Raw genomic sequence first — 25,293 nt, 5'->3', positions numbered from 1 at the left:
ATTATGCCTGAAATAAACCCCAAATTAAGCAATGAGCAAATGAAGGAACTTGAAGATGAAGCACTCCGAAATGCAACAGTTGGTACGCAAACAGGAATTCAAGATACCTTTGAAAAAGACCACAAGTAAAGCTGAGGAGCTGTTTAGTGAGGCTTCAAAAGCGCTCAAAGAAGTTGAAGATAAAGAAAAGTAGGTTCTCCTACTTTTTATTATTAAGATGTATTTATTTATCTACTTAATGATTATTTAAAGTGCTTATGATAGAATATGACTATAAAATACATAAAAAATAATTAATCGAATATGAAAGAAGATAGATGAACAAAGGAATTATTGCTCAAAAAATTGTAGTTTCCATGTAAATATTTATAAAATGATGAACTATATTTACATGGAGAATAAAAAATGAAACAAAATAAATATGATAATGAACGTTTTTTCAAAAATTATGCATCAATGTCAAGGTCCCAAAAGGGATTGAAGGCCGCTGGTGAATGGTCTGAATTAGAAAAACTACTCCCAAATTTTCAGGATAAAAAAGTTTTGGATTTAGGGTGTGGATGTGGATGGCACTGTAAATATGCAGTCAATCATGGAGCTAAAGAAGTAGTAGGAATAGACCTTTCACACAAGATGCTTGAAGTTGCTCTTGATATTAATAATGATAAAAAAATTACCTATCAACAATCCGCAATAGAGGATATTAACTTTCCTGCAGATACTTTTGATGTTGTGTTTAGTTCATTAGCTTTTCACTACATTTCAAATTTTGAAGACCTGGTTTGCAAAATTTCAAAGTGTCTTAAAAAGAATGGTGAATTTATTTTCTCTGTTGAACATCCTCTCTATACCTCATCAGGGAAACAATATTGGTGTTATGATGCAGAGGGTAAAATTCTTCATTTTCCAGTTGATAATTATTATTATGAAGGAAAACGTGAAGTCAATTTCTTAGGTGAGCCAATTATTAAGTATCATCGGACATTAACAGGCTATATAAATTCTTTGTTAAGTTCTGGTTTTGAACTTACTAATGTAATTGAACCCAAACCTCCTATAGAAATGAGAGAGCTTGAAGAAATGAAAAATGAGATGAGACGTCCAATGATGTTGCTTATTTCTACAAGAAATAAAAAATCATAGTCATAAAGTAACTATAATAAGAGTTTCTATTTGAATAAAGTATGGGACTCTTATTTTTATTTAGTTCGTTTAATGATATTAGTAGTTTTTTAATTACTTTTGAAGTAAAATTGTAGTTAGGAGAAGAAAAGATGAAAAAAATATATCTTGTTGCAATTTTTTTAGTAGCAACACTTGGAATGTCAGCCTGTAGTTCAAAACAAAATTCTCAAACAACAAAAGAAAGTTCTAAAAGTAGCCAAAGCTCACGAAGCTCTTCAATAACTGAGAGCACTTCGAGTACTACCCAGTCATCAAGTATTACTAAAGAGTCCTCTTCATCAATAGAAAAATCAATTTCTCCCTCAACTTCTACACAAATAAGAAAATGGAACCCAGAGAAAAATCAACGTCTTGCAGAGTTTATGTCAGCTTGGGGGATAGAAATGGGACAATCTTACAGTCAGTATGATCCTAATCACAATCTTAATTTATATGGTCTCTCTATTCCTTGGTCAGTTATAGATAATAATTCAACTTGGAAAGCAGCAATAAATAATCAGCCTATCGAATTAAAATGGTCAGAAACAGGAGAAGATTCAGGAGGATATCAATTAGTTGATGTTTATTCAGATATGAATGAGAAAAACTCTGGTGTTAATCATGTTTATCTCTTTGTTATTAAATCAGGAAATCCCATGGTGCTTTATACCGCACAAAATCAAGGAAATACAAATAATTATTTATATCTAAAAGAAACAGAAAATAATGAATTAAAAAATGCCTTCGCACGAATTGTTGGATAATTTTAAAAATAAAAAAGCCTATTTTGGAATAGGTTTTTTTATTTTTTTAAAAAATTAAAAACTAAAATTTTTATTCTTGACAAAAGATAGTGAACGGATTATAATAGTTAACGTCGTTAGTAAATACCACCGTTAGGGAGGAGTGAAAATGGATTACAATAAGGCAGCGGAGGTTTTCCTCACAACTGTTATCAAAAGAGGAAAAGCAGAGATGATGCACCGCTTTAATACCTACTCCCAAGGGGAGCATTTGGTATTGGGCTATCTTTATAAGGAAGCTGGTAAGCAAATTGTTCCAAGTAAGATTGCAAAATTTACGCATACAAGTACTGCAAGAATTGCGACAATCTTGAATAATCTTGAGAGTAAAAATTTAGTTACCCGTGAGATTTCAAGAACAGACCGTCGAAAAATTTTAGTAGCCATTACTGATAAAGGACGTCATGTTGCAGAAGAGATTCGAGTAGAAGCTTGCTCAAATTTAGCACGCGTTTTTGAAGAAATGGGTGAAGAACGAACAGAAAGTTTCATTGAAAATTTCAAATTATTTTTAGAAATTGGAATGAAGCTAGCTAAAGAAGATAAAGAAAAAGAGGAGGAAAAAAATGCCTGATACATACGAAAAAGATTACCATTTAGATATACATGGTAAACATTATAGCCGAATCGGAATGCTTATTTTGATTCTGGTTGGTACATTTGGAGCCATGTTGATGCAAACATCACTCGGGACAGCAATTCCAACATTGATGAATGACTTCAACATCTCCATGTCAACAGCACAACAAGCAACAACATGGTTTTTATTAGCCAATGGGATTATGGTTCCTATTTCAGCATATTTAGCAACAAAATTCCCTACACGTTGGCTTTACGTTACAGCATACGCAATTTTATTTATCGGAATGTTTGTTGCTTACTCGGCTCCAACATCAAGCTGGTGGGTTTTCCTAGCAGGTCGGATTCTGCAAGCTATTGCAGTTGGGATTACAATGCCTTTGATGCAAGTTGCCCTTGTTAACATGTTTCCAGCTAAACAAATGGGAGCAATCATGGGGGTTGCCGGAGTTGTTCTTGTCCTTGCGCCAGCCTTAGGTCCAACATTTGCAGGTTGGTTAATTACTCATAAATTTAACCTTATCTTTTGGACATTTGCAGCAAGTTGGAGAACAATTTTCCTTATTCCAATGATTGTTGTCGGAGTTGTTTTCCTTATTTCAATCTTTGCTATGCGTGATGTTATTCCGAACCGTCCAATGAAATTAGACTTCTTGTCAGTTTTACTTTCAGTTGTTGGTTTTGATGCTTTCCTTTGGGGATTTACTAATGTTGCAACTGACGGATGGGGCAAATTTAATACCGTTATCGCCCCAATTGTTGGAGGGTTGATTATTATCTTCCTCTTTGGTTTACGTCAACTTAAAATGGACGATCCATTCCTTGATATTCGCGTCTTTAAAATTAGACAGTTTACTTTGGTAACTCTTGCACTTGCTTTAAGTACAATGGCAATGATGGGTGTTGAAATGATGCTTCCTCTTTACCTTCAAGATGTTCATGGACTTTCTGCCTTTAATTCAGGTTTGGTTCTCTTACCTGGGTCATTAATGATGGCTGTTGTTGCCCCACTTGCTGGTGGAGTTTATGACCGAATTGGTTCAAAACGTCTTGCGGTGATTGGTTTCCTCGTTTTAGCACTGGGAACTATACCATTTATGTTCTTTACAGCTACGACTCCTGACCACTTTGTTACTCTTCTTTATGGATTACGTATGGTTGGTGTTGGTATGGTAATGATGCCATTAACAACTAGTGCCATGAATGCAGTTCCAGTTAATGAAGTCGCTCAAGCAACAGCTTCAAACAATACAGCGCGTCAAGTCGCGTCATCAGTTGTTGTTGCCCTCCTTTCTTCAGTCGCTCAAAATGTAATTACTAACAATATGCCTGCTTCATCATTAAAATCAACAAATCCATTGCAATTTGCAAATAAAGCAATCGAAGCAATGTTACAAGGTTACCACGCTTCATTCGCAATTGGACTCGTCTTTGCCATTATTGGTATCGGAGTTGCTCTCTTCTTGAAGAGTGGTCGAATGATTTCTGGTGTCCCTGTTGAAGAACAAGATTTGAAAGGAGAAAATAAATAATGCTAATTATATTATTATTGGTAGTGTTTATGATTGGAACTTTCTTTGGTTTCATGTTTATAAAAAACACAATCGCTCATTGGTTAGTTGGTGGAATTTCCTTTCTCTTATTAGCTGGTTCTGTGGCCATGCTAACTATGCATATCAGAGATAACTGGGGAATGAAAGAAGTAACAACTTCAACTACTCACCAAATTTATACTGCTGGAGATAAATCAGCTCCTTATGGAATGATGATTAAAGCAGAAATCGGTAAAAACACTGATAATTATGTCTTTGTTTACCGAAATAATGAAAAATCGGAAAAAGCCGACACTAATTTTAAACCTGATGTAAAACACATTTCAGAAGCTGTTAAAAAATCAGCGACTTATAAATTAGTGGATTATACTAAAGCAACAGTTACGACTAAAACGACAAGACGCGTTTGGTCATCTGACTTTTATAAATTACTATTTAGTGTAGGTGGTGAACAAAATGAATTAGTTAAACAAAATTCAGTTGTTTCAGTACCTAAAGATACATGGTTAGTTTTGACTCAAGATCAAGTAAAAAAATTGAGTCAAGAAGCTCCAGCAATGCAAAAACAAATGGAAGCTCAACTTAAAGCTGATCCACAAAAGGCGGCTCAACTTGCTGCACTTCAAAAATCAAATCCAACAGAATATGCTAAAATGCAAGTAAAACAAATTAAGCAACTTCTTGGAATTACTGAATAAATAATAAAAAGACTTCAAAATTATTTGAGGTCTTTTTATTACGTTAAAGTTAAGTGAATATAAATAACGCAAAGAAAGTTACTTTGCGTTATTTTTCTTGACAATAAATGAAACTAATAATACAATTTATAAATAAAAAGAGTCTGATTTTTATACATCACAAAATATCCTTCAGAAGATAACAAAACGATAACCCTGAGATGTATTAGATATGTTTCGGGTTAATATTTTAATCATTAATAGACATTTAAAAATTGTAGTAATATAATTAAAAGGATTTAGTTATAGTTAAGTTTTTATTTACTATAGAAGAAAGAGGGACGAATGGTAAAAAAATCTTTATCCAAGAAACTAATAATTATACCACTCATTATCATTTTGCTTTTATTATCAGTTGGCGTAGGTAAATATTTTTATGACAAAACTACTGCTATTCCTCTATCAGCATCAACAGAGCAAAGGGTAATAAAAACGTCAAAATCAAATGGATATAGTTCTCCAAGTTCAAGCACAACTGAAAGCTCTAAAAGCCAATCTGAAGCAACAATAAGTGTGGAAAATACTGGAGAAGCAGGTTGGGGAAACGTAAAATCTCAAGGATATTCAGATAAATTTACAGATCTCTCAACTGGAAGCTTCAAAATTTATAAAGCTCACAGTCCACAAATATTGAAGACAGCAACCTCTGCCGATAGTCCCGTGATGAGTATGTCAGAAGTTGTAAGTAAATATCCCAACAGTTTAATTATGAACGCTTCGGGTTTTAATATGAGTACAGGTAAAGTTACAGGATTTCAAATTAACAATGGAAAGTTATTTAAAGATTGGAATTCCGATAAAAGAGCCAAAAATGCTTTTGTTTTTAACAAAGATGGTTCAGTGAAGGTATATGATTCATCAACGCCAGCAAGTAAAATTTTGAAAAATGGTGCTGAGACGAGCTTTAGCTTTGGTTCAATCTTGATAAAAGATGGTAAAAGTTTACCTAGTGACGGAACAGTGAATTGGGAAATTCATTCTTTTTTAGGGAATGATAAAAATAATAACATCTATTTAATCATCTCAGACACCAGTACAGGGTACCAAGCGATTATGTCGGAGCTTCAGTCACTTCATTTAGAAAACGTAATAGTAATGGATGGAGGAGGATCCAGTCAAATGTCATTGAATGGGCAAATGATTTATGCGAGTCAAGATAATCGGTCAGTAAATGACTATATTGTTTTGAAATAATAAAACTTAAGAACGGTTAAATAGTTTAGTTATTGACTGGATAAAGTAGATTGGGAACTAGAAGTAAATGATAAATAGTGAAAGTAAAAATATAAAGGTAAAAGCAACCAATTTAACCAAAAGGTTTGAAATGCTTGAGACAACAAGCAATAAGATGAAGACTTTATTTGGCTTAAATCGAAATAAAGGACAAGAATTTTGGGCTTTAAGAAATGTAAGCTTTGAAGTCCATGATGGTGAAACTATTGGAATCATAGGACTCAACGGTTCTGGAAAATCAACAATTTCAACTTTAATCAGTGAATCAATGACTCCTACAACTGGAACATTAGAAGTTAATGGAGAGGTTAGCATTATTGCTCTGGGAACAGGTCTTATCCCAAACCTTACAGGAAGAGAAAATATTCATGTAGTTGGTCTTATGATGGGAATGACTAAAAAAGAGATAGCGGATAAGCTTGACGATATTATTAGTTTTTCAGAACTCGGACCATTTATTGATCAACCCTTAAAAACTTACTCTTCTGGTATGAGAGCTAAATTAAGCTTTTCAATTGCTGCTTATCAAGATCCAGATATTCTTATTATAGATGAAGTGCTTTCGGTCGGCGATGGAACCTTTGGACAAAAGTCAGCAGATAAAATGTTTGAATTTCGTGAACAAGGTAAAACAATTCTACTTATTTCTCACGATATGGTGGCAATTGAAAAATGGTGTGATAAGGTACTATGGTTACATTATGGTGAAGTTAAAGCCTACGGTCCAACAAAAGAAGTACTTCCTCAATACATCAACTTTGTTCAATGGTTTATCCATCTGAAACCAGAAGAACAAGATGAATATAAACATCGCGTACGTGATGAACAGTTGACTTATACAGTTGAACAACTTCGAGAGGAAATAGTTGACGAACATGGTGAGGCAACCTCACGTACAATTCGTACTAAAATTGATGAACAATTAAATAGTATCAAGAATAATAAGCTCTCTATTTTTTCAAAGGGTCTTTTGATTGTGCTTGCAACAATTTGTATCCTAGGTGCATTGTACTACACTAGTAGCGCCCAATCTCCAAAAGCCTTGGCAGATCCTGTTTATTTTTTCCGACATCAAGCTTTTAGTACAAATACATCATTTTCTGAGATGATTGATTCGGAATTAGCTGTTAAAACAGAAAAAACACGAGAAAATGCTTCCGAAACAACAACAACTGAGCAACCAAACATTTCAGAGAAGGCAGCGACCTCTGAAACAACGGAAACTCCCCCCAAAAGTACGTCCGATGTGACAATTACCTCAACATATATAGTTCAAGAAGGTGATACCTTGGAAGGAATTGCCATAGCAGAGGGAATTACTCTTGAAGCGTTACAGGCATCGAATCCAAATGTATCGGGCAATACGATTTATACAGGAGAGGTACTTAAAATTCCAAAAAGTCAAACCACAGATAAAACCACTACAGCAAATACTACAACGACAGAGGGACAATAAAATTGAAAGATTTATATCAATATCTGAAAGAGCAGATTGTAAATTTGCCGATTACTTGGCGGATATCACGCTATCATAATAAAGGAATAGCTTTAGGTAACAAACTTGGTTCGTTGTGGGAATTCATCGATCCTATGGTTAGAGCATTGATTTATTATTTTGTATTTATTGTAATGTTCCATCGAAAAGTAGCGAGTAATATTCCTCCAGCTCCTTGGTTAGTCATAGGACTTGGAGTTTGGTTTTTTTATTCATCATCAATTATGATGGGATCAAATAGTGTCCAAGCTCAAATTTCTTTGTTTAGTAAAGCAAAATTTCCGTTGAGTGTTCTACCCACTATTGAAATGTTTAAAAATTTTGAAAATTTATTTGGAATGGGAATTGTAGGGGCTTTGGTTGCTATTTATCGTGGCTATTATCCAACATTGTACTATTTGCAACTTCCTTATTATATCCTTGCCCTTTTTATGGTAACATTGGCATTTTCTTTATTGTTTTCAACACTTGTAGTAATTTTTAGAGATTTTTCACATATTATTAATTACATATTTCGTTTTGCACTTTATGTTTCTGGCGGTGCTATTGATTTAACAATAATGGATGCTTTGCCAATGCCAATTCGTCAAGCTTTGCTTGTTAATCCCTTTATTTATTGTATGGAAAGAATTCGTGATTCTATTTTTCATCGTGCTTGGTTTTGGGATAAACCAGGCTATACACTCGTCTTTTGGTGCTTCACACTAGGGCTTTTAACTGTTGCAAGTCATTTGCACATGAAATTAAGAAATCAATTTATGGATTATGTATAAAAATTTAAAAGAAGAATTTACGTCCTTTAATTATTTTAATGATGATAAATGGAAAACCGAACTTCCTAACTTTACGTTGGAAACGTCTGAACGTATAGTAAAAAAACCTAAAGTTTCTGTCGTTATTGCCAATTATAACAATGGACCATATTTATCAAAAATGTTAGATTCTTTGATTTATCAGACAATTGGTCTTGAAAAGCTGCAAATTTTGTTTGTGGATGATAAATCAACGGATAATTCCTCAGAAATAATTTTAGATTATTTGGAAAAGTATTCTAGCATTGAATATTATCAATTTGATGAAAATACGGGTGGTGCTCATGGACCGAGAAATTTGGGATTACAATATATTCGTGGTGAATATGTTGTGATTTTAGATGCTGATGATTGGTATGGATTGACAGCGCTTGAAAATCTATCAAATTTGATGGATGATTCGCAGGATAATTTTGCAGTTGGTGGCATCGTGCAGGTCAATGACAAAAACGTATCGGCAAAAAGTAAGGCTTATTATATGGACGGTTTGCAGAAAAATCGAGAAATACAGGATTTGCCTTATGAATTTTACGAATTTTTGGGTCCGCAAGGCATTATGCTTCGAACCAAACTAGTATTAGAAAATAATCTTCATTTTGTCAATCAACGTGTTGCAGATGATGTGACCTTTTTCTATCAAGCACTTCGCCTATCTAGAACGATTTCACAGTTGCCTGAAAAAACGACTTACCTCAATAGAGCATCTGATAATGAGAGTTTGAGTAAAAATATTAACGAAAGTTTCATGATTTCATGGTTGCGTGCTTTGGCATTTATCAATGAAACTATACCAAATGATAGGTCAAAAGAATTATTTTTGGCGCGACGATTAGATTGGCTAGTATTAGATTTTGGATTAAGGCGAAATATCGGTTATAAATTTGGATTGAGTAGATTAAAAAATTTTAAAAAAATGGTGGGTGATTACTTACCTAACTTAAGATTTTATCCATCAAATTATTTCCGCGCTGAAGCCCGCAAAATTGCATGGTCAGATTTGATGAAAAATAGATTGCTTCATTTATATCTGTTTGTTAACTGGCATTCGCATCGTGAGAGTTTGAAAATACAGAAAAAAATTGATAATTTGTATTATTTTGTTTTTCCGTTTATGCCAAAAATACTAATTAATGTTAAATCTTTTGTTAAACAGGTAGTTAAAGACGATGAAACGGTAACGTTTGAAATTGAGTTTTTCAGTAATGAGAGTTTAAACGGGTTCGAATTTCATGCGATTGACGATCCTTTTGATGTGATTTTACCTTTTGAAATTTTTGAAAAAAATGGGAATTATTTGGTCAAATTTGACCGCAAGGATTTGATAAAAAATAAAACTTTGCACGTGATTACTAATAAATATCACGATACAATCGTTGAACAAAAAGCGATAGAAAGGAAATTATGAGCAATCCGACAGAAGAATTTCAGCAATTTAACTATGATTTAACAGATTTTTCTTGGAAGAAAAACTTACCATCTGTGACGATTGAATGCTCAGAAAAAATCAATCCAGAGCCAAAAATTTCGGTTATTATCGCAAACTTCAATAATTCAGATTATTTGGAAAGGATGATGGATTCATTAGTAAACCAGACGATTGGTATTAATCATCTACAAATATTATTTTGCGATGACCGTTCGACCGATGACTCACTATCTAAAATCAAACCTTTCATTATAGAATATCCCAATATAGAGATTTATCTGCTGGATAAAAATACTGGTGGTGCACATGGTCCACGTAATATTGGTTTATTGCATGCACGCGGAAAATATTTAGTGGTTCTTGATGCGGATGATTGGTATGCGTTGGATGGACTTGAAAATATGTATAACGTATTGGAAAAGTCTGGTGATAATATTGCTTTTGGCGGTGTTGTTCGAAGTAAAAATGGAAAAATTGAGCTCATGTCGCCGGCTTATATTGAGAAAAAAGCGATTCATCGTCCAATTTTAGATTTACCATATGATTTTTATAATTGGCTCGGACCACAAGGAATTATGATTCGAAATGAGCTAATCAAAGTACAAAATTTACATTTTATTGATCAGCGTGTCGCAGATGATGTGGATTTTTTCTATCAAATCCTTAAAATTTCTGGGCGAATTTCACAAATCACAGATATTACAACGTATGTCAATCGTGATGATGACAATATTTCGCTTTCCAAAAACATCAATGAGACCTTCTTAAGATCATGGTTACGAAACCTTTCTTATCTGTTATCCAAATATGAACATTCTGAGGATTTTCAAAAGTTTTTCACACGACGATTAGAATGGATTTTAATTGATTTTACATTACGGTGGGATACGGCTTTTGGATTGAATTTGGGAAGTATCGAGCAGTTAAAAAATATGTTGGATAATTATTTGAGAAATCTTGATTTTAATCCATCTGAATATTTTAGTTTGGATGTTTACGATTATATTTGGGATTTCTTGCAAACTGAAGAATATGAAAAGTTGTTGAAATTTGTAGCTTGGAATACTTTACCTAAACAGTATAAATCGTTGATTAAAGTTGAGAAATACTATTATTTTGTATCAGGTGATAAGAGTTTACCAAAGGTCAATTATCCAGTAATTAAAGGAGTAGAAGCTTCTGTTGATGATAAACAAATAGTGATTTCTTTTGACTATTTTATACCGAAACCATTGAAATATATTGAATTTCGAAACCCTGAAGCATTGAATCATATTTTCAGAGTTAATGCTGAGCATGTCTCGAATGATCGTTATAAAGTAAAAATTTCACGTACTGATTACGACAAGTTCAAGTCTGGAATTTATACAGCTTATGTGATTTTGGAAGACCACTTGGAATATCTGATTGCAATTGACCATCTGCAAATTTATTGTGGTTCTGAAACCTTGATTACGGATCAAAATGGTGTTTTAAATCTTTATAAGCCTGTTATAAATGATCAACAAATCTTATCATTTAAAACTTTTGATGAAAAAAATTTAGGTAAGTTTGTGAAGGTATCAACTAACTTAACTAATGATGGGAGCTTTGATTTTATTTTAGAAAATCAAACCAAAATATCTGAGTACAATTACAAAATCGGAATGATTCAATTTCCAAGAAATTTTGACCAAAAAAAAGCTTCGAAATATGCCTTCAAAGCTGGGATTTACCGACTGATAAAGCCTGTTAAAATTTATAATGAAGCATCGAGTACAGCACTTTTTCTCAAAAAAGGAAGGGTTTTAACAGTAACAAACCTTTGGTTCAATCAGCATAATGAAGTTCTGATTACAACCTCGGCAGGTTCTGTCTACTTTGAAAGTTCGGCATTTGAGCGAATTACAGAGCCAATTGAAGTAGTGGTTTTGAAAAATATCTATTCCTACGGAAAGACTGAATTCGAAAAGAATTCACGCAAAAAACATTTACTTCGAGGAAAAACAATTCTCATTAAAAATATGACATTTGACCAAAAAGGAACTCCGAGATTCATAACTGAAAGTGGTGATTTCATAACTGAAAAACCAGAATATGTCACTTTTACATCAAATTTAAGTAAAAAAGAAATACCAAAAACTAAGTTAATTGGAAATATTTTGAGGAGGGGTTAACATGAAAAAAATAATTGATATTTTATATGTTAAATCTTTCAAATTCTCTCCTGAATCACTCTCTATTGAATTTGAAAATCCTGTAGAGCTTGAAAAACTTTATTTTGAAAATGTAGAAATTCAAGATAAAAATATTCAATTTGATGGAAGAAATCTTATAATCAAAGTATTTGAAAAAGATTTTGAAGCTTACTTGATTTACCACTTGACGGGTAAAAAAGGTGAAATCATCCAGCACATTATAGTGAAAAATCATGAAGAAAAGTTGCGATTTGAACGCTTTTATGATTTAGGAAAAATCAAAAAAAATGACTTGCATAAAATTGGAATCTTGGATGATTTTGGAAGTTTAGGTATCAAATTTGTACCAAAATTCATATTGGATACTTATGACCGACGATTACCGCTAAATGTTGAATTATCAGATTTGACGAGAATCAATCAAGAACTTTTTGTGACATATACCATTGAATGGGATGAAAATCAGCTGAATATTTCTGAAAAAATTCAACCATTTTTGGTCAATATGAATAATTTGAAAATCCAACGTATTTCAGCTACTGATACTTCTATCACATTTGGTAAAAATAAAGCAGAAATCGTTGCAAAATTTGATAGATTTGAACGCTTGAAATTTGAAGAAGATTATGTTTTTGGACTTGAAATCGGAACTTACGATATACTGGTGAAACGGACGAGTTTCAAATTATACAAGCAATTCTATCCATTTTATAGTGGCCTAAGGTTGATTCCAGAACAGTTTATCGAATTCACCTTCACATCAAATGCAGGAATTTTAATCAATCGAAAGCTTCATGTACAATCGAAAGCAAAATTTCCACTTTTAAATGGTGAATATGAGAGTAAAAAATTCTTCAATACTGTCGAAAATAGCTGGTTAAAATCTAGCTATAAAGTACTTGAAGAATCGTGGATTAATGAAAGTACGTATCGTAATTTTTTGAAAAAGGGTGAAGATAATGACTGAATATTTTCAAGTTTTACCAGAAAAAGATTTAAAAAGCATGGATACCTTTCTTGAAAATTGGGACTATTACGAAGCGTTAAAAAAAATAGCTTTGGATAACAAAACTATAGTTGGTTACAAAAATCACAAATACAGCGTACAAAGCTGGGAAGTAGCTGATTTAGGTATGTCAAAATTTAATGGAGTTCATTATTTTCTCGAAAAACCATTGGAAAACGAACAATATTTGACTAATAAGTTGATTGTGTTCTTCATGCCGGCTGATAAGATGAATGCAACAGATACCAAATTGAGAACTTTTGGAAATTCACATTGGGATTCATTATCAGGTTCAGTTGCGAAAAATACTTATATTTTAAGGATTGCGGATAGTAATTTAATTTCAGGATCCTATTACCAAAGCACCAAAAATTTCCCTGATTTTGAAGAGAAAATTCAACAACTCATAAAAAAAATCGCACAGGAGCACGACATTATAACAGATAATATCGTTTGTTATGGAAATTCACGTGGGGCAACAGGTGCATTATATCACGGGCTTTTAGGTAATTATAAGGTCCTTGCTGCAGACCCAGTGATTGATCGCCGCGCTTGGGTAGAAGTTAAAGATATGCAACATATGTTTGACTTAGTAGATTATAACTTTGCTCCCAAAATCAATCGATTATTGGAAAATACTGCTCTGAAACCCAATAAAATCAAAATCTTGACGTCAGATTCAGCATTCATCACATATCCTTTTATTAAGCAACTTAACTTGTCAAAAGTGACTGTGATGAATCTGCAAATGAGCAATCCTTACATGACCGATTTATTTCTTAGCCATGCGATTGTTATCGGAAAAACAATCCCCTTGCAATTGTCAATTATAAACGAAATGCTTTATGAAACGGACATCATAGTGGAACAAAATCAATACTTGATCAATACGGATGATTGGGATGCCTTCCTTCCATGGAATTCAGCTTATTTCGATTTGCATTTGACCTGTGAAGGACTTATAATTCAAAGAAACTCAAATCAAATTGGAGAAGAGAATGTATTGTTAAATTTTATGCTCAAAAGTCCAATGAATGTGAATGATCAGTATAAAATCAACATTCAAACTGACGAATTACAGAAACAATTTGTTTATTTTCATGATAATATCATATTTGAGGAGATCAAAGTTGACAAGAACATCAAATTTTCTCCTAAAAAACAAGTCCAATATTTAGGATTCAATGCATTATTTTGGAAAAGTAACGAAAAACTCACCATAAAATCAATAAAAATAATAAAAAAAAAGTAAAATGAAAGTTCCAAATCGAATCAAAAAAGTAGTAAAAAGAACGGTGAAATCACCAAATACAAAAACAAAAGTATACAACAAAGAGCTGAGTAGCCAACTTATTGGGACACGTTTTTCATTTGGTAAACCTAATCAATCTGTTTTTACGAATGATTTTACGTTGGGTGAAGATTTCAAAATCACAGGATATCAAGATGATAATGAATACTCATGGAACGTTTATCAAACGACACTTGAAATTTCAGATATTAAGGGAAATGTAACTAGTAAGTTTGATTTATCATCTGGCAATTTGGATTTTATTAAAGGTCAGTCAACAAAATGGGATGATGTGAAGTTTGAGTTAATAAAACAATCACGAATGGTATATAAGTTTGACAAGGCGGTCAAAGATAATAATGAAAAAATCAAAATTAAAGCAACTGAAAGCGAATATTTAACAGAAATTAAGAATGAATTTCGTATTCAAAATATTGTTTTTCCGCAGTCGTCAGATGAAAAAGGGCAAAAACGTGAATTGTTCTATCGTGGTGATGAAGTCGTAAGCTTTGGAAATTTCAATATTGTTGACGGATATAGTGATTTTAATACTTATATTAATAGCCTTTCATTGTCTAAATGGACTAAATATACAACGGCAAATGAATTTTTCTTGAAACTTTCTGTAAAAGGACAATTTGAACTTGAAGTGATTCAAAATTATTTGACCTACAATGATAAGAATATACAAGAAAAGGGGATTGAGTCGGTATTTGAAGAACTTCATCAATCAGATGTTGATGATGTGTTTGCTCGCAATGTCATGAATTTTCAATCTGGAAATTCTCGAATTACTAATTCAATCACACGATACAATTTTAATTTTGATAAAGTCACAGAACTTATACTACCTGTAACAACAAACATCAAAAATGCGATGATTGGATTTACAGTAATTGGTAATGCAGAAATTCATGATGCTGGATGGTACACAAGTGTGTCTAAAACTAGTCCCGTTGATATCGTCATCAATACGACAACTTTTCAAAAAGAAAAATATATCCTAAAAAATCTTAGCAATATCAAAGAAAAAATCATTGATTTTGAAAATAAATCAACAGGATTGAACCAGCTCGGAGAAGGGCATTTGTTCATCAACGTTGTAGACAATGGACGGACATTAGATGCCGAGCATATTAATAACGAATTCATTCGGGTTTATGGAAATCCAAATGTTGGTGGTGCTGGAGGCTTCTCTCGTGGTATGATTGAAACCCTTAATCTTCAGAAAAATGGAGAATATCATCCAACGCATGTGATTTTCATGGATGATGATATTGAAGTATTACCCGAATCGTTCAAACGGGTCTTTGCGCTTCTGAGACTTGTTAAGGAAGAATACAAAGATTATTTCATTGAGGGAGCAATGTTGGATAGCCTTGATGGAATCACTCAATATGAAGATACAGGATTTATTACAAAAAATAAAAATACAGTTTATATGCCAGTAAAAGATAATTATGACCTTCGTAATTTACATCACGTGATGAGAAATGATATCGAGTATCCAGTTGATAATGAATATGGAGCTTGGTGGTATTGTACTGTTCCGATAAAATATATTCACGAAAATTCAATGTCATTACCAATCTTTTATCGTGGTGACGATGTAGAATTTTCGATACGTAATAAAGCAAAAATTATCACGTTGAATGGATTAGCGGTTTGGCACTTGCCATTTTATACTAAAAAATCAAAAGCACTTGAAAATTATCTTGTAGTTCGCAATACAATCATTGACCAAGCTGTAAATGACTTTATCAAAGAAGTTGATTTTTTTGAAACATCTATTGAATTGTATAAAAAAGAAATCCGTATGTTTAACTATGGTGCAGCAGATCAAGTCTTGGATGCCTTGGATGATTTCCTTAAAGGACCCGAACATCTATTCAGCCTTAAAGGAATTGAACCAATAATACGTGAAGGAAAGAAAAATGAAATCTTTTCAGATGATATCCCTAAAGAAATCAAATGTAATCTTCACACAGTTGATGACTATTGGCTATTAAATCCAGCAGATTTAGATTTGTTTATCAAAACGGATAATGGGCATGGTTTGCCAGAAATTGCTTTTAATGCTGACGACGATAAACTGGAAAATGTTGCTATCGTTAATCAAGAAATACTTGAAAATCCAGGGAAGCAATTTATGCGTAAACGGGTCGTTGTTTATGACACATACAATAAAAAATATGTGATTCGTGAACGTAATCAGCAAAAATATGAGTCGGTTAAAAAACGTTATCAAGAAATCTCAACTAAATTTAGCAAATCTGGAAAAGAAATAACAGAACAATATCGTCAATATGCAAAAACATTCCATTCGCAAGATTTCTGGAATGATTACTTGGAACAACAAAAAGGATAAAACATGAAAAATAATAAAAAATATGATGTTGCGATATTAGGGTGGTGGCACAATAGTAATTATGGTTCAATGTTGACTTATTATGCATTGAAAAAAGCAATTGAAAACTTGGATTATTCAACTTTGATGGTTAATGAAAGTATGGGGTATCCAAACGTCATAAATTGCCTAATGATGCACCAGGAATGACATTTGCTCGTCGTCAAAATTACGCTTATACTGAACAAGAACATTTCTTAGAAAATGAGAAATATAATGAATTAGCAGATACCTTTGTTGTAGGTTCGGATCAATTGTGGAATCCGTACATAGGTCGTATCAATGATGATTTATTTTTGAACTTTACAGCGGATGATAAAAAACGCATTGCTTATGGAACTTCAATCGGAAACTTTAGTCGTCCAAAATTTTCTTCTGAGCATTTTGGAGAAGATTTTGAGCAAGTTGAACGTCAAAATTTGAGTCGCTTTGATTGGGTCTCAATGAGAGAATCGGATGGAATTTCATATTTTAAAGAAAATTTAGATATTGATGCACCACAAGTGGTTGACCCTGTTTTCCTTATTGATCCTAAGGAATATTGGAAATTGGCTGATGAAGCCACGATCAACTTTGAAGAAGAATATATGTTAGCATTTATCTTAGATCCTGATGAAGATAAAAAACGCAACATTGAAGCAGTAGCTGATAAACTTGGTTTTAATAAAATTGTGGTTTTCACAGATGCAAATGGTCCCCGCATTAATTATGCACGTTCAATTTTTAATTCTGAACGTTATGAGGTGATTGATGATATTCGTCCTGAAAATTTTTTATATGCATATAAAAATGCCGAATATGTTGTAACTGACAGTTTCCATGGTTCATGCTTCTCATACATTGCTCAAAAACCATTTTCTGTTTTCTACAACACAATTCGCGGAGCCAATCGTTTTGCAAGTTTGATGACCTTATTCAAACTTGGAGATACACGTCGCATTTATCCTGAGAATACAGCTGAAGACATTAATGCAAATATAAATGTTTCGAAAGTAATTGACTTTACAGATGGAAATGCAAATCTTAAAATTGAACGTGAAAAATCTTATAATTGGTTAGAAAAGGCACTATCTGTTGATAAAGCTACTGATAAAATTTTACCAGGTGCGACAATGAAACGTAATTTTGATAATTTGAAATCGGTTAAACTTTCATTGCGTAATGTACTTTTGACCAATAAATTTGTATTTTATCGCCAAGGGCAACATGGTGAAACTCTTCGCCAAGATGTAGGGTTTAATGCCGATGGAACGTTATCAGGGACTAATCCAATAAACGAAAAAAGCTGGAAACTTGAAGAGAATCGCTTGATTTTTTATGGAGAAAGTAACCAAGAAACAACCGTTTGGGATAATCTGAATGAAGGATATCGTGCAGATGATTTTCGTATTGTTGGTGAATTTATTCCAAATAAAGCAGTTCATCATGTCTTAGAAAGTGTTCCGGCAGCTATCAAACGGGATAATTCAAATCCTGATTTTTATAAAACAAAAATTTTGCTTTCACGTTTGAAAGCTTATGGTATCAAGCACGTTGTGATGGCTCCTGGTGGACGTGATGTTGTTTTGGTTCGTGCATTTGAGAATCATAGAGATTTTTTTGATATTCATTATGTGATTGATGAACGCAGTGCAGGATATTATGCGCTTGGATTAGCAAATAAGACAAAAGAACCCGTTGTGATTATGGTAACGAGCGGAACGGCGGTATCAAATCTGGCACCAGCAGTTACCGAAGCTTATTATATGGATTTGCCACTGATTGTTATTACAGCAGACCGCTACCCCGAGTTTCATGAAATAGGGGAAGATCAAACAATTGAGCAAGCGAATATTTTTGAACCAATGATTAAAAAATCAGTGAACCTACCTGTAACGAAAGAAGGACGAACAGATTGGTATACAAATCGCTTGATTTCGGAAGCAATCTTGGAAGCACGTCACAATGGAACGGGACCGATTCACATTAACTTGTCATTTGATATTTTACCAAATATGGCACCGATTCATGCCTCTTATGAATTACCAAGAATGAAGCATGTTTTGCGGGTTACAAAACAAGACAGTTTGGCGCGTTGGGAAGATTATGTTCAAACGTTATTGAAAACTCGCAAGATTTTGTTGGTCTATGGTCAAGATTACAAACCTACAAACACGCAAAAATCAAATATTGAAAAGTTTGCCTCACGTTATAATGTTGTGATCTTAGCAGATTGGTTGTCAAATATTCAAGGTGATAAAGTAGTTTATCCGTTTAATACTTTGCAACGAATGACACAAAGACAATTTAATGAAAAACTCCTTCCAGACATTGTGCTTTCTGTCGGTGGTAAAAATGTTATGAATCATCCAATTAACTTTAAACTTCGAGGTGCACCAATGAGTGTAAGACATTGGAGAATCGCTGCGGATGGAAAATTCAAAGATTTATTTTTCCATTTGACTTCAATTTTGGAAACCAACCCAGATTGGTTCTTTGAATATTTTTCTAATAAAGCTGAAAACCATATAAATGATGAGCAATATTTGAATTCTTGGAAAGAAGAAGTCAAAAAATATCCGGCCACTATTCATGAAAATTATAATAATCATTATGCAACGCAACAATTAATGGAAAAGATGCCTGAAGGTTCATTATTCCATATTGGAGTTGGTTCAGCATTTATGTTAACACATTCTGAAAATACTGTTCCTGGCAAAGATTTAGAAGTTTTCTTAAATATGGGAACAAATGGAATTGATGGTTCAGCTTCTGCTTATATGGGACAAGTTGCAGCGGATACTTCAGAAAGACTTAAATTTTTATTGATTGGTGATGTTAGTTTCTTCTACGATATGAATTCACTTTGGAATAAAAAATTAAAGAAAAACATCAGAATCATGATGGTCAACAACAGTGGTTCACAACTACTTCGTCACTATGAAGCAAAAGGTTCAGCGGCTACACACAATACTGTTGCTGAAGGCTGGGTTAAATCACTTGGCTTTGACTACATTGCTTCACATGATAAAGAAGGATTTGATGAAGGGTTAAAACGTTTTACATCGAATGATGAGGGGCCTATTTTCTTTGAGGTCTTTCTATGAAAAAAATCCTGTTAATGGGTGGTACAGGGGCTATGGGTATGTACCTGACCCCGCTACTCCTTGATAAAAATTATGAAGTTTGGATTACGTCCAGAAGTCAACGTGATAGTTATCATCAAAATTTGAAATATTTGATTGGAAACGCTAAAAATACAAACTGGCTTTTTTCAGAAGTTGAAAATGAAAAATTTGATGCTATTTTTGATTTTATGATGTATTCCAATCAAGAATTTGAGAAGGTGTATCAAAAACTTCTTTCTTTGACAACACAGTATTTTTACTTTTCTTCCTATCGGGCTTACGCACATGAAGATGGTATTCTGACTGAGGATACTGCCTTGAAAGTTGATGTTTTGGATAAATATCCAGAGTATCGTGTGGATAGATATGGTATTAATAAAGGTTTTCAAGAGAATATCTTGCGAAAATCAGAACTAAAAAATTGGACAATCATAAGACCCGCTATGACTTATGGAAAAAATAGAATTCAATGGTTTGCGGGAGATAACTTCGACGTGGTTCGTGCTGTTCGTGGAGTTTTGACAGCTTTACCTCGAAGCATGTGGAATATCGAAAATAATATTGCATATGGTCGAGATGTTGCGCTCATGCTTGAAAGATTGATTGGGAAAAAAAGAGCGTTCGCTCAAGCTTTTCATACAACAACAGAAACGATGAGTTGGGGACAAATGGCTGATGTTTACAATCAGGTCTTTGATATGAAAATTGATCTTGTTTCTGACGAAGAGTATATTGAAAGCATTGACTATCAAGACGGAAGGATTGTCGATCGTTTCCGCAGAAAAAAATTTTTAAACGAGAAAATTCTAAGCGTGACAGGATTATCAAATGATGATTTTCATGATTTGAAATCAGGATTGACAGAAGCTTTTCAAGCTTCCAATATTAAAAATTTTCAATTCAACGGCAATGCTGCAGTATATCAAGCAAAGTTCGATGCTCTTACGGGAAGTTTGACTGATTTGGCTTTTATTCCAGAAACGATGAGAATACAATTTGAAAGTATTCGAAAAAATGCATTGTTCAGAGAAAAAATCACGATGGAACAATTTCGTATACGAGTGATTAATGACTATTGGAGTGCCAAACAATTTGAAGAGGGCGTTAAACTTACTCGAACTTCACGCCCTTGTGATGGGCCAATTATGGATAACCGATGGATAAATTTTGAACTTGATCCAACAGATTATCTTAAAAAAGGGAAAATATACACTTTATCATTAAAGATTGATTCGGATGTAGCAACAACTTTTACACCATTTGTTCATCATTATGGGATAGGTATACAAAGATTCACACCCCTTCAATTAAAGGTTGGAGCTAATCAGTTTGATATTGAGTTTGTAGCTGCTACTGACAATTTAACAGATTTTTCTTTGACGGCAACGGATTTTACAATTCAAACTAGCTTTTTCATTAAAGAGATGCAATTAAAAAAGTAGAAACGAAGTTAGATTATTATGGAAGATACTACTAGTGACTTTAAGGGTCAAAAATGGTTGATTTGTCAGCCTATGTTTTCAGAAATAATTGGGTCAACAATTCTTTCTCTTGAACTTGCTGAATATTTACAAGATGAAGGGGCAGAAGTTAGGCTTTATTCTTACTACATTGGTAGTCCTATGGAAAAGATTGCCCAGAGTAAAGGAATAAAATTTATTGAGCATTCAAATTTTAAAGCACAAGATTTTGATTATATTTGGAGTAATTCACAGTGCTTACCTCGATTTATTATGGATAATTTAAGAGGACTCAAAGGGAAAACAAGCCCAGTTTTTCTATTTGCACATCTCTCGTCTTTGAAATTTATAGCACCAGACGAATTTCCTATATCCCTTTTTTTGGAAGAAAGGTTAGCAAGTATGAATCTATTTGTTTCTAAAGAGGCTTTAGGTGTTCAAAAACCATTTTTCAATGAAAAACTTAACCCAGAACTTTTTGAAAATCCTGCCCCTGTAAAATTCGGAATTTACATCCATGAACGCCGAAAAAACTTAAAAAGAATTTTAATGGTAAGTAACCATCTCCCAAAAGAACTTGATGAAGCCAAAGAAATACTAGAAGAAAGTGGTGTTCTTATCACTCAATTAGGATGGTTGAAAAATGATTATAAGTTGATTGAACCGGAATTTTTGGCACAGTTTGATGTGGTTATTACAATAGGAAAAACTGTTCAATATTATTTATGTGAAGGGATTCCTGTTTATGTTTATGATCATTTCTCTGGAGATGGTTATCTGACAGAGGAAAATTTTGATGAAAATCGTCAAAATAATTTTTCAGGAAGAAAAAGGGGGAACGAGTGGGCATTTACTCCAAGAAAGAAAAAAAGTGGTAAGGAGATTGTAGAAGAATTATTCACAGGCTATCAGTCCGCCGTGGATTTTCATACGAGTAAACGCAAGGAAATGATTGAAAATTTTTCTATTTCAAATGTTTTACCAAAAATCATCAAATCAATTCGATCGTTTGAATTTGGAGAATTTACAGTTTCAGAAGTTCTAAACTTGATTGAAATGCAAGTGTTTAGTAAAAGAGCTTTTAGAAATCAGGTGCTGCTAGGAAAATACAAAAAAGCTATTTCACAGTTACAAGAGCAACTTAAAAATTTAAAATAAAAAGTGAGGGAAATAAACGGATACTATGCAAAGAAAAAATAAAAATAGTAAAAAAATATTTATCCCGATTATTATCGTTGTTTTAGCTTTAGTTATTGGAGGGAGCATCTATTTTGTAAGAAAGCTACATCCGAACACTGCCAGAGATAAAGTACAGACAACTCAAACGAGACAAGTAGTCCAGACAATGATAGCTTCAGGGGAGTACACTGTTAATGCGCCATGGGAGTGGAAAACGTTAAAAATTGACGGTAACACGGCGGTGGCTGATAATAATCCCAAGCGTACTTACATATTGAAGTCAGCAAGTAATAATAAAATACAATTTATGCAAAACGGGAAAATAGCAGCAAGTTATGCTGTGGTAAAAAAAGATACTAACTACTCACTTACACGACTTGATACAACAAAATATAAAGGAAAAATTGTAATCTTTACGCGTAAATAAAGGATTATGGAGAAAAATAATGAAATATAATACAAAAAATTATGATTATCTTATCGTCGGGAGCGGTCCTTATGGCTCAATCTTTGCTTATGAAGCTGCCAAACGTGGTAAACGTTCGCTCATTATTGAAAAACGTGCGCACATTGGTGGAAATATGTACACGCACAAGGAAAATGGTATTAATGTCCATGATTTCGGTGCACATATCTTTCATACCGATAACAAAGAGGTTTGGGATTATGTTAATCAATTTACTGAATTTAATGGTTACATCAATCAAGTCGTCGCTAACTACAAAGGTGAGCTCTATAATTTACCTTTCAATATGAACACTTTTTATCAGATGTGGGGCGTTAAAACACCTGGGGAGGCAGCTGCAAAAATTGCGGAGCAAAAAGTTACTGCTGGGATTTCAGGCGCACCAAAAAATTTGGAAGAACAAGCGATTTCATTGATTGGGACGGATATTTATAGCAAACTCATCAAAGGCTACACAGAGAAACAATGGGGACGCAAGGCAACAGAACTCCCTGCCTTTATCATTGGGCGATTGCCTGTGCGTTATACCTTTGATAATAATTATTTCAATCATCGCTATCAAGGTGTGCCAGTTGACGGATACACTGCGATTTTTGACAAATTGCTTGCGTCAGATTTGATAGATGTTCAAGTCAATACCGACTTCATGGCGAATAAAGAAACTTATCTGTCAGAATTTCCCAAAACTATTTATACAGGGATGATTGACGCATTCTTTGACTATAAATATGGTGAGTTGGAATATCGTTCTGTCCGTTTTGAGAGTGAAGTACATGAGTCTGACAATGTTCAAGGTAATGCAGTCATTAACTATACGGATGCTGAAACGCCTTATACCCGTGTCATGGAATGGCGACATTTTGACAATCATGCAGATGATGGAAAATCAATCATCAGTAAAGAATTTCCACAGGATTGGGATAGAAGTAAAGAAGCCTATTATCCAGTAAATGATGAAAAGAACTCAGAGCTTTTCAAAAAATATCGCAAAGAATCAAATAATCTTAAAAATGTTATCTTTGGTGGTCGTCTTGGAAATTATCAATATTATGATATGGACCAAGTATTTGGTGCAGCACTAAAGGCAGTGGAGAAAGAGTTCAATGAATAATAGAGTAAGAAAAAGAAAAAGTCGGCAACCAAGAATTTTTAAATTTGGGTTTGGACTGATTCTTGTCGTCATAGTGGTACTCATTGGTCTGCTGGCTTATGAAAAAATTCATTCGTCAGTACCTTCTGGTAAAGTTACCTCGCTCAATGCAGTGAAACATGATAAGACTAGTTCTTGGGTATCTACTTGGGCGGCTTCGCCTGTTGATATGGGAAATCATAAATATACTGGGACCATCCGAAATATGCTCGTGACAACCGTTGCAGGTGATAGCCTCCGCGTCAACTTTACAAATGCTTTTGGTGATTCTGATTTGCAAGTCGAAGATGCTTATATTGCTATTGCGGACGCAAAAGGAAATGTCATTGGTCAAAGTGTACCAATAACTTTTAATGGAAAGTCGACAACAACGATTTCCCAAGGAAAGGAATTGCTAAGCGACACAATTAAGCTAACTGTTCCTGCTAGAACACGCCTCGCTGTGACTTTCTACACTCCAAAGGCAATTGAACAAACGGGACATTGGTTGGCAAATGAAACGTCTTATATTACTATAGGAACAAAGAAAACAAGATCTCCAGATACAAAAGGTTGGATTGATACGCCAGGTTGGTGGTTTATTGATAGCATTGATGTGCAAGCTTCTGAGGGAGGGGCGACAAAAACTATTGTTGCACTGGGAGATTCGCTTACAGATGGTTTTTACTCTACGAATGAGGGAAGATATACAGATACTCTGATGAATAGATTAAATTCGCAAAATGGTAATGAATGGAGTCTTGTCAATGAGGGGATTACAGGAAATCAAGTTTTAACAGATTCACCGACGAATGTGGCAAAAAATGCTTATTTTGGGCAATCTGCCTTATCACGGCTTGATAGAGATGTTTTCAATCGCCCTGGACTCAAGGATATTCTCCTTTTAGAAGGGATTAATGATATCAATACTGGGGCTTCTGCTAATAAGATTATTGAGGGTTATAAGAAAATAATCAATCAAGCACATATATCGGGAGTACAGATTATTGCTGGAACACTTCCCCCTTTTAAAGGGTATCCTACTTGGACAGCGAAAAAAGATAAAGTTCGTCAAAAAGTAAATCATTGGATTTTAACGAGTGGTGCATTTGATGGAACAGTTGATTTTGCTAAAGTATTAGCGACCTCTGGTAATTCGGAAGAACTTAATCCGATTTATGATAGTGGCGATCACCTGCACCCAAATAATGCTGGTTATAAGGCGATGGGAGATGCGGTTAACCTGAGTCTGTTTAAATAATGCTTACT

General features: G+C 33.7%; 21 protein-coding genes. All 21 read left to right on the top strand.

Annotated elements, in window-relative coordinates:
- Positions 1–3: 3 nt before the first annotated feature.
- Complete coding sequence (locus tag PYW37_RS08190; protein ID WP_255209172.1) at positions 4–129, top strand: hypothetical protein; 126 nt, start codon at positions 4–6, stop codon at positions 127–129.
- 276 nt (positions 130–405) lie between these two features.
- On the top strand, positions 406–1,143 hold the full coding sequence (locus PYW37_RS08185; RefSeq protein WP_025016672.1) for a class I SAM-dependent methyltransferase: 738 nt from the start codon (positions 406–408) through the stop codon (positions 1,141–1,143).
- 131 nt (positions 1,144–1,274) lie between these two features.
- Positions 1,275–1,928, top strand: a complete 654-nt coding sequence (locus tag PYW37_RS08180; RefSeq protein WP_025016671.1) for a DUF4767 domain-containing protein — start codon at positions 1,275–1,277, stop codon at positions 1,926–1,928.
- Positions 1,929–2,076: 148 nt separating this feature from the next.
- Complete coding sequence (locus tag PYW37_RS08175) at positions 2,077–2,541, top strand: MarR family winged helix-turn-helix transcriptional regulator (RefSeq protein WP_012897558.1); 465 nt, start codon at positions 2,077–2,079, stop codon at positions 2,539–2,541.
- Positions 2,534–4,078: an MDR family MFS transporter gene (locus PYW37_RS08170; RefSeq protein ID WP_025016670.1), complete on the top strand. Its 1,545-nt coding sequence runs from the start codon at positions 2,534–2,536 to the stop codon at positions 4,076–4,078. Before PYW37_RS08175 ends, PYW37_RS08170 begins: the two co-directional genes overlap by 8 nt.
- A complete protein-coding gene (locus PYW37_RS08165; protein WP_025016669.1) occupies positions 4,078–4,797 on the top strand; it encodes a DUF4811 domain-containing protein in 720 nt (239 codons plus the stop codon). The genes PYW37_RS08170 and PYW37_RS08165 overlap by 1 nt, the downstream gene beginning before the upstream one ends.
- Before the next feature lie 324 nt (positions 4,798–5,121).
- Complete coding sequence (locus PYW37_RS08160) at positions 5,122–6,030, top strand: phosphodiester glycosidase family protein (RefSeq protein WP_025016668.1); 909 nt, start codon at positions 5,122–5,124, stop codon at positions 6,028–6,030.
- 67 nt (positions 6,031–6,097) lie between these two features.
- Positions 6,098–7,525 carry an ATP-binding cassette domain-containing protein gene (locus tag PYW37_RS08155; protein WP_025016667.1) on the top strand — a complete coding sequence of 476 codons (1,428 nt, stop codon included), beginning with the start codon at positions 6,098–6,100 and terminating at the stop codon, positions 7,523–7,525.
- Between the two features lie 2 nt (positions 7,526–7,527).
- Positions 7,528–8,337: an ABC transporter permease gene (locus tag PYW37_RS08150; protein ID WP_025016666.1), complete on the top strand. Its 810-nt coding sequence runs from the start codon at positions 7,528–7,530 to the stop codon at positions 8,335–8,337.
- A complete protein-coding gene (locus PYW37_RS08145) occupies positions 8,330–9,781 on the top strand; it encodes a glycosyltransferase family 2 protein (RefSeq protein ID WP_025016665.1) in 1,452 nt (483 codons plus the stop codon). Before PYW37_RS08150 ends, PYW37_RS08145 begins: the two co-directional genes overlap by 8 nt.
- Positions 9,778–11,958: a glycosyltransferase family 2 protein gene (locus PYW37_RS08140; RefSeq protein WP_032943280.1), complete on the top strand. Its 2,181-nt coding sequence runs from the start codon at positions 9,778–9,780 to the stop codon at positions 11,956–11,958. The genes PYW37_RS08145 and PYW37_RS08140 overlap by 4 nt, the downstream gene beginning before the upstream one ends.
- Position 11,959: 1 nt before the next feature.
- Positions 11,960–12,946, top strand: a complete 987-nt coding sequence (locus PYW37_RS08135) for a hypothetical protein (protein WP_044009635.1) — start codon at positions 11,960–11,962, stop codon at positions 12,944–12,946.
- On the top strand, positions 12,939–14,237 hold the full coding sequence (locus PYW37_RS08130; RefSeq protein WP_025016661.1) for an XcbB/CpsF family capsular polysaccharide biosynthesis protein: 1,299 nt from the start codon (positions 12,939–12,941) through the stop codon (positions 14,235–14,237). The genes PYW37_RS08135 and PYW37_RS08130 overlap by 8 nt, the downstream gene beginning before the upstream one ends.
- A 1-nt stretch (position 14,238) precedes the next feature.
- The gene (locus PYW37_RS08125) at positions 14,239–16,644 is read left to right on the top strand and encodes a glycosyltransferase family 2 protein (RefSeq protein WP_025016660.1); all 2,406 of its coding nucleotides are present in this window, start codon (positions 14,239–14,241) and stop codon (positions 16,642–16,644) included.
- Positions 16,645–16,647: 3 nt separating this feature from the next.
- A complete protein-coding gene (locus PYW37_RS08120; protein WP_025016659.1) occupies positions 16,648–16,833 on the top strand; it encodes a hypothetical protein in 186 nt (61 codons plus the stop codon).
- Positions 16,809–19,769 carry a 2-succinyl-5-enolpyruvyl-6-hydroxy-3-cyclohexene-1-carboxylic-acid synthase gene (menD, locus tag PYW37_RS08115; protein WP_133278198.1) on the top strand — a complete coding sequence of 987 codons (2,961 nt, stop codon included), beginning with the start codon at positions 16,809–16,811 and terminating at the stop codon, positions 19,767–19,769. Before PYW37_RS08120 ends, menD begins: the two co-directional genes overlap by 25 nt.
- A complete protein-coding gene (locus PYW37_RS08110; protein ID WP_025016656.1) occupies positions 19,766–21,232 on the top strand; it encodes an NAD-dependent epimerase/dehydratase family protein in 1,467 nt (488 codons plus the stop codon). Before menD ends, PYW37_RS08110 begins: the two co-directional genes overlap by 4 nt.
- 18 nt (positions 21,233–21,250) lie before the next feature.
- The gene (locus tag PYW37_RS08105) at positions 21,251–22,408 is read left to right on the top strand and encodes a hypothetical protein (protein WP_044009638.1); all 1,158 of its coding nucleotides are present in this window, start codon (positions 21,251–21,253) and stop codon (positions 22,406–22,408) included.
- A 25-nt stretch (positions 22,409–22,433) separates the two neighbouring features.
- Positions 22,434–22,856, top strand: coding sequence for a hypothetical protein (locus PYW37_RS08100; protein ID WP_025016653.1), 423 nt, complete (start codon positions 22,434–22,436; stop codon positions 22,854–22,856).
- A 19-nt stretch (positions 22,857–22,875) separates the two neighbouring features.
- Positions 22,876–24,006 carry a UDP-galactopyranose mutase gene (gene glf / locus PYW37_RS08095; protein ID WP_025016652.1) on the top strand — a complete coding sequence of 377 codons (1,131 nt, stop codon included), beginning with the start codon at positions 22,876–22,878 and terminating at the stop codon, positions 24,004–24,006.
- On the top strand, positions 23,999–25,285 hold the full coding sequence (locus PYW37_RS08090) for an SGNH/GDSL hydrolase family protein (RefSeq protein WP_044009639.1): 1,287 nt from the start codon (positions 23,999–24,001) through the stop codon (positions 25,283–25,285). Before glf ends, PYW37_RS08090 begins: the two co-directional genes overlap by 8 nt.
- Positions 25,286–25,293 lie beyond the last annotated feature (8 nt).

It is taken from the genome of Lactococcus lactis, from assembly GCF_029023865.1.
Lineage (GTDB): Bacteria > Bacillota > Bacilli > Lactobacillales > Streptococcaceae > Lactococcus > Lactococcus lactis.
The sequence above is the reverse complement of the archived record's forward strand: the minus strand, read 5'-3'. Positions and strand labels throughout refer to the sequence as shown.

What these genes read in the sequence shown, in the direction of transcription:
- PYW37_RS08190 (WP_255209172.1), top strand. Translation starts at nt 4, where the DNA reads ATGCCTGAAATAAACCCCAAATTAAGCAATGAGCAAATGAAGGAACTT.
- PYW37_RS08185 (WP_025016672.1), top strand. Translation starts at nt 406, where the DNA reads ATGAAACAAAATAAATATGATAATGAACGTTTTTTCAAAAATTATGCA.
- PYW37_RS08180 (WP_025016671.1), top strand. Translation starts at nt 1,275, where the DNA reads ATGAAAAAAATATATCTTGTTGCAATTTTTTTAGTAGCAACACTTGGA.
- PYW37_RS08175 (WP_012897558.1), top strand. Translation starts at nt 2,077, where the DNA reads ATGGATTACAATAAGGCAGCGGAGGTTTTCCTCACAACTGTTATCAAA.
- PYW37_RS08170 (WP_025016670.1), top strand. Translation starts at nt 2,534, where the DNA reads ATGCCTGATACATACGAAAAAGATTACCATTTAGATATACATGGTAAA.
- PYW37_RS08165 (WP_025016669.1), top strand. Translation starts at nt 4,078, where the DNA reads ATGCTAATTATATTATTATTGGTAGTGTTTATGATTGGAACTTTCTTT.
- PYW37_RS08160 (WP_025016668.1), top strand. Translation starts at nt 5,122, where the DNA reads ATGGTAAAAAAATCTTTATCCAAGAAACTAATAATTATACCACTCATT.
- PYW37_RS08155 (WP_025016667.1), top strand. Translation starts at nt 6,098, where the DNA reads ATGATAAATAGTGAAAGTAAAAATATAAAGGTAAAAGCAACCAATTTA.
- PYW37_RS08145 (WP_025016665.1), top strand. Translation starts at nt 8,330, where the DNA reads ATGTATAAAAATTTAAAAGAAGAATTTACGTCCTTTAATTATTTTAAT.
- PYW37_RS08140 (WP_032943280.1), top strand. Translation starts at nt 9,778, where the DNA reads ATGAGCAATCCGACAGAAGAATTTCAGCAATTTAACTATGATTTAACA.
- PYW37_RS08135 (WP_044009635.1), top strand. Translation starts at nt 11,960, where the DNA reads ATGAAAAAAATAATTGATATTTTATATGTTAAATCTTTCAAATTCTCT.
- PYW37_RS08130 (WP_025016661.1), top strand. Translation starts at nt 12,939, where the DNA reads ATGACTGAATATTTTCAAGTTTTACCAGAAAAAGATTTAAAAAGCATG.
- PYW37_RS08125 (WP_025016660.1), top strand. Translation starts at nt 14,239, where the DNA reads ATGAAAGTTCCAAATCGAATCAAAAAAGTAGTAAAAAGAACGGTGAAA.
- PYW37_RS08120 (WP_025016659.1), top strand. Translation starts at nt 16,648, where the DNA reads ATGAAAAATAATAAAAAATATGATGTTGCGATATTAGGGTGGTGGCAC.
- PYW37_RS08110 (WP_025016656.1), top strand. Translation starts at nt 19,766, where the DNA reads ATGAAAAAAATCCTGTTAATGGGTGGTACAGGGGCTATGGGTATGTAC.
- PYW37_RS08105 (WP_044009638.1), top strand. Translation starts at nt 21,251, where the DNA reads ATGGAAGATACTACTAGTGACTTTAAGGGTCAAAAATGGTTGATTTGT.
- PYW37_RS08100 (WP_025016653.1), top strand. Translation starts at nt 22,434, where the DNA reads ATGCAAAGAAAAAATAAAAATAGTAAAAAAATATTTATCCCGATTATT.
- glf (WP_025016652.1), top strand. Translation starts at nt 22,876, where the DNA reads ATGAAATATAATACAAAAAATTATGATTATCTTATCGTCGGGAGCGGT.
- PYW37_RS08090 (WP_044009639.1), top strand. Translation starts at nt 23,999, where the DNA reads ATGAATAATAGAGTAAGAAAAAGAAAAAGTCGGCAACCAAGAATTTTT.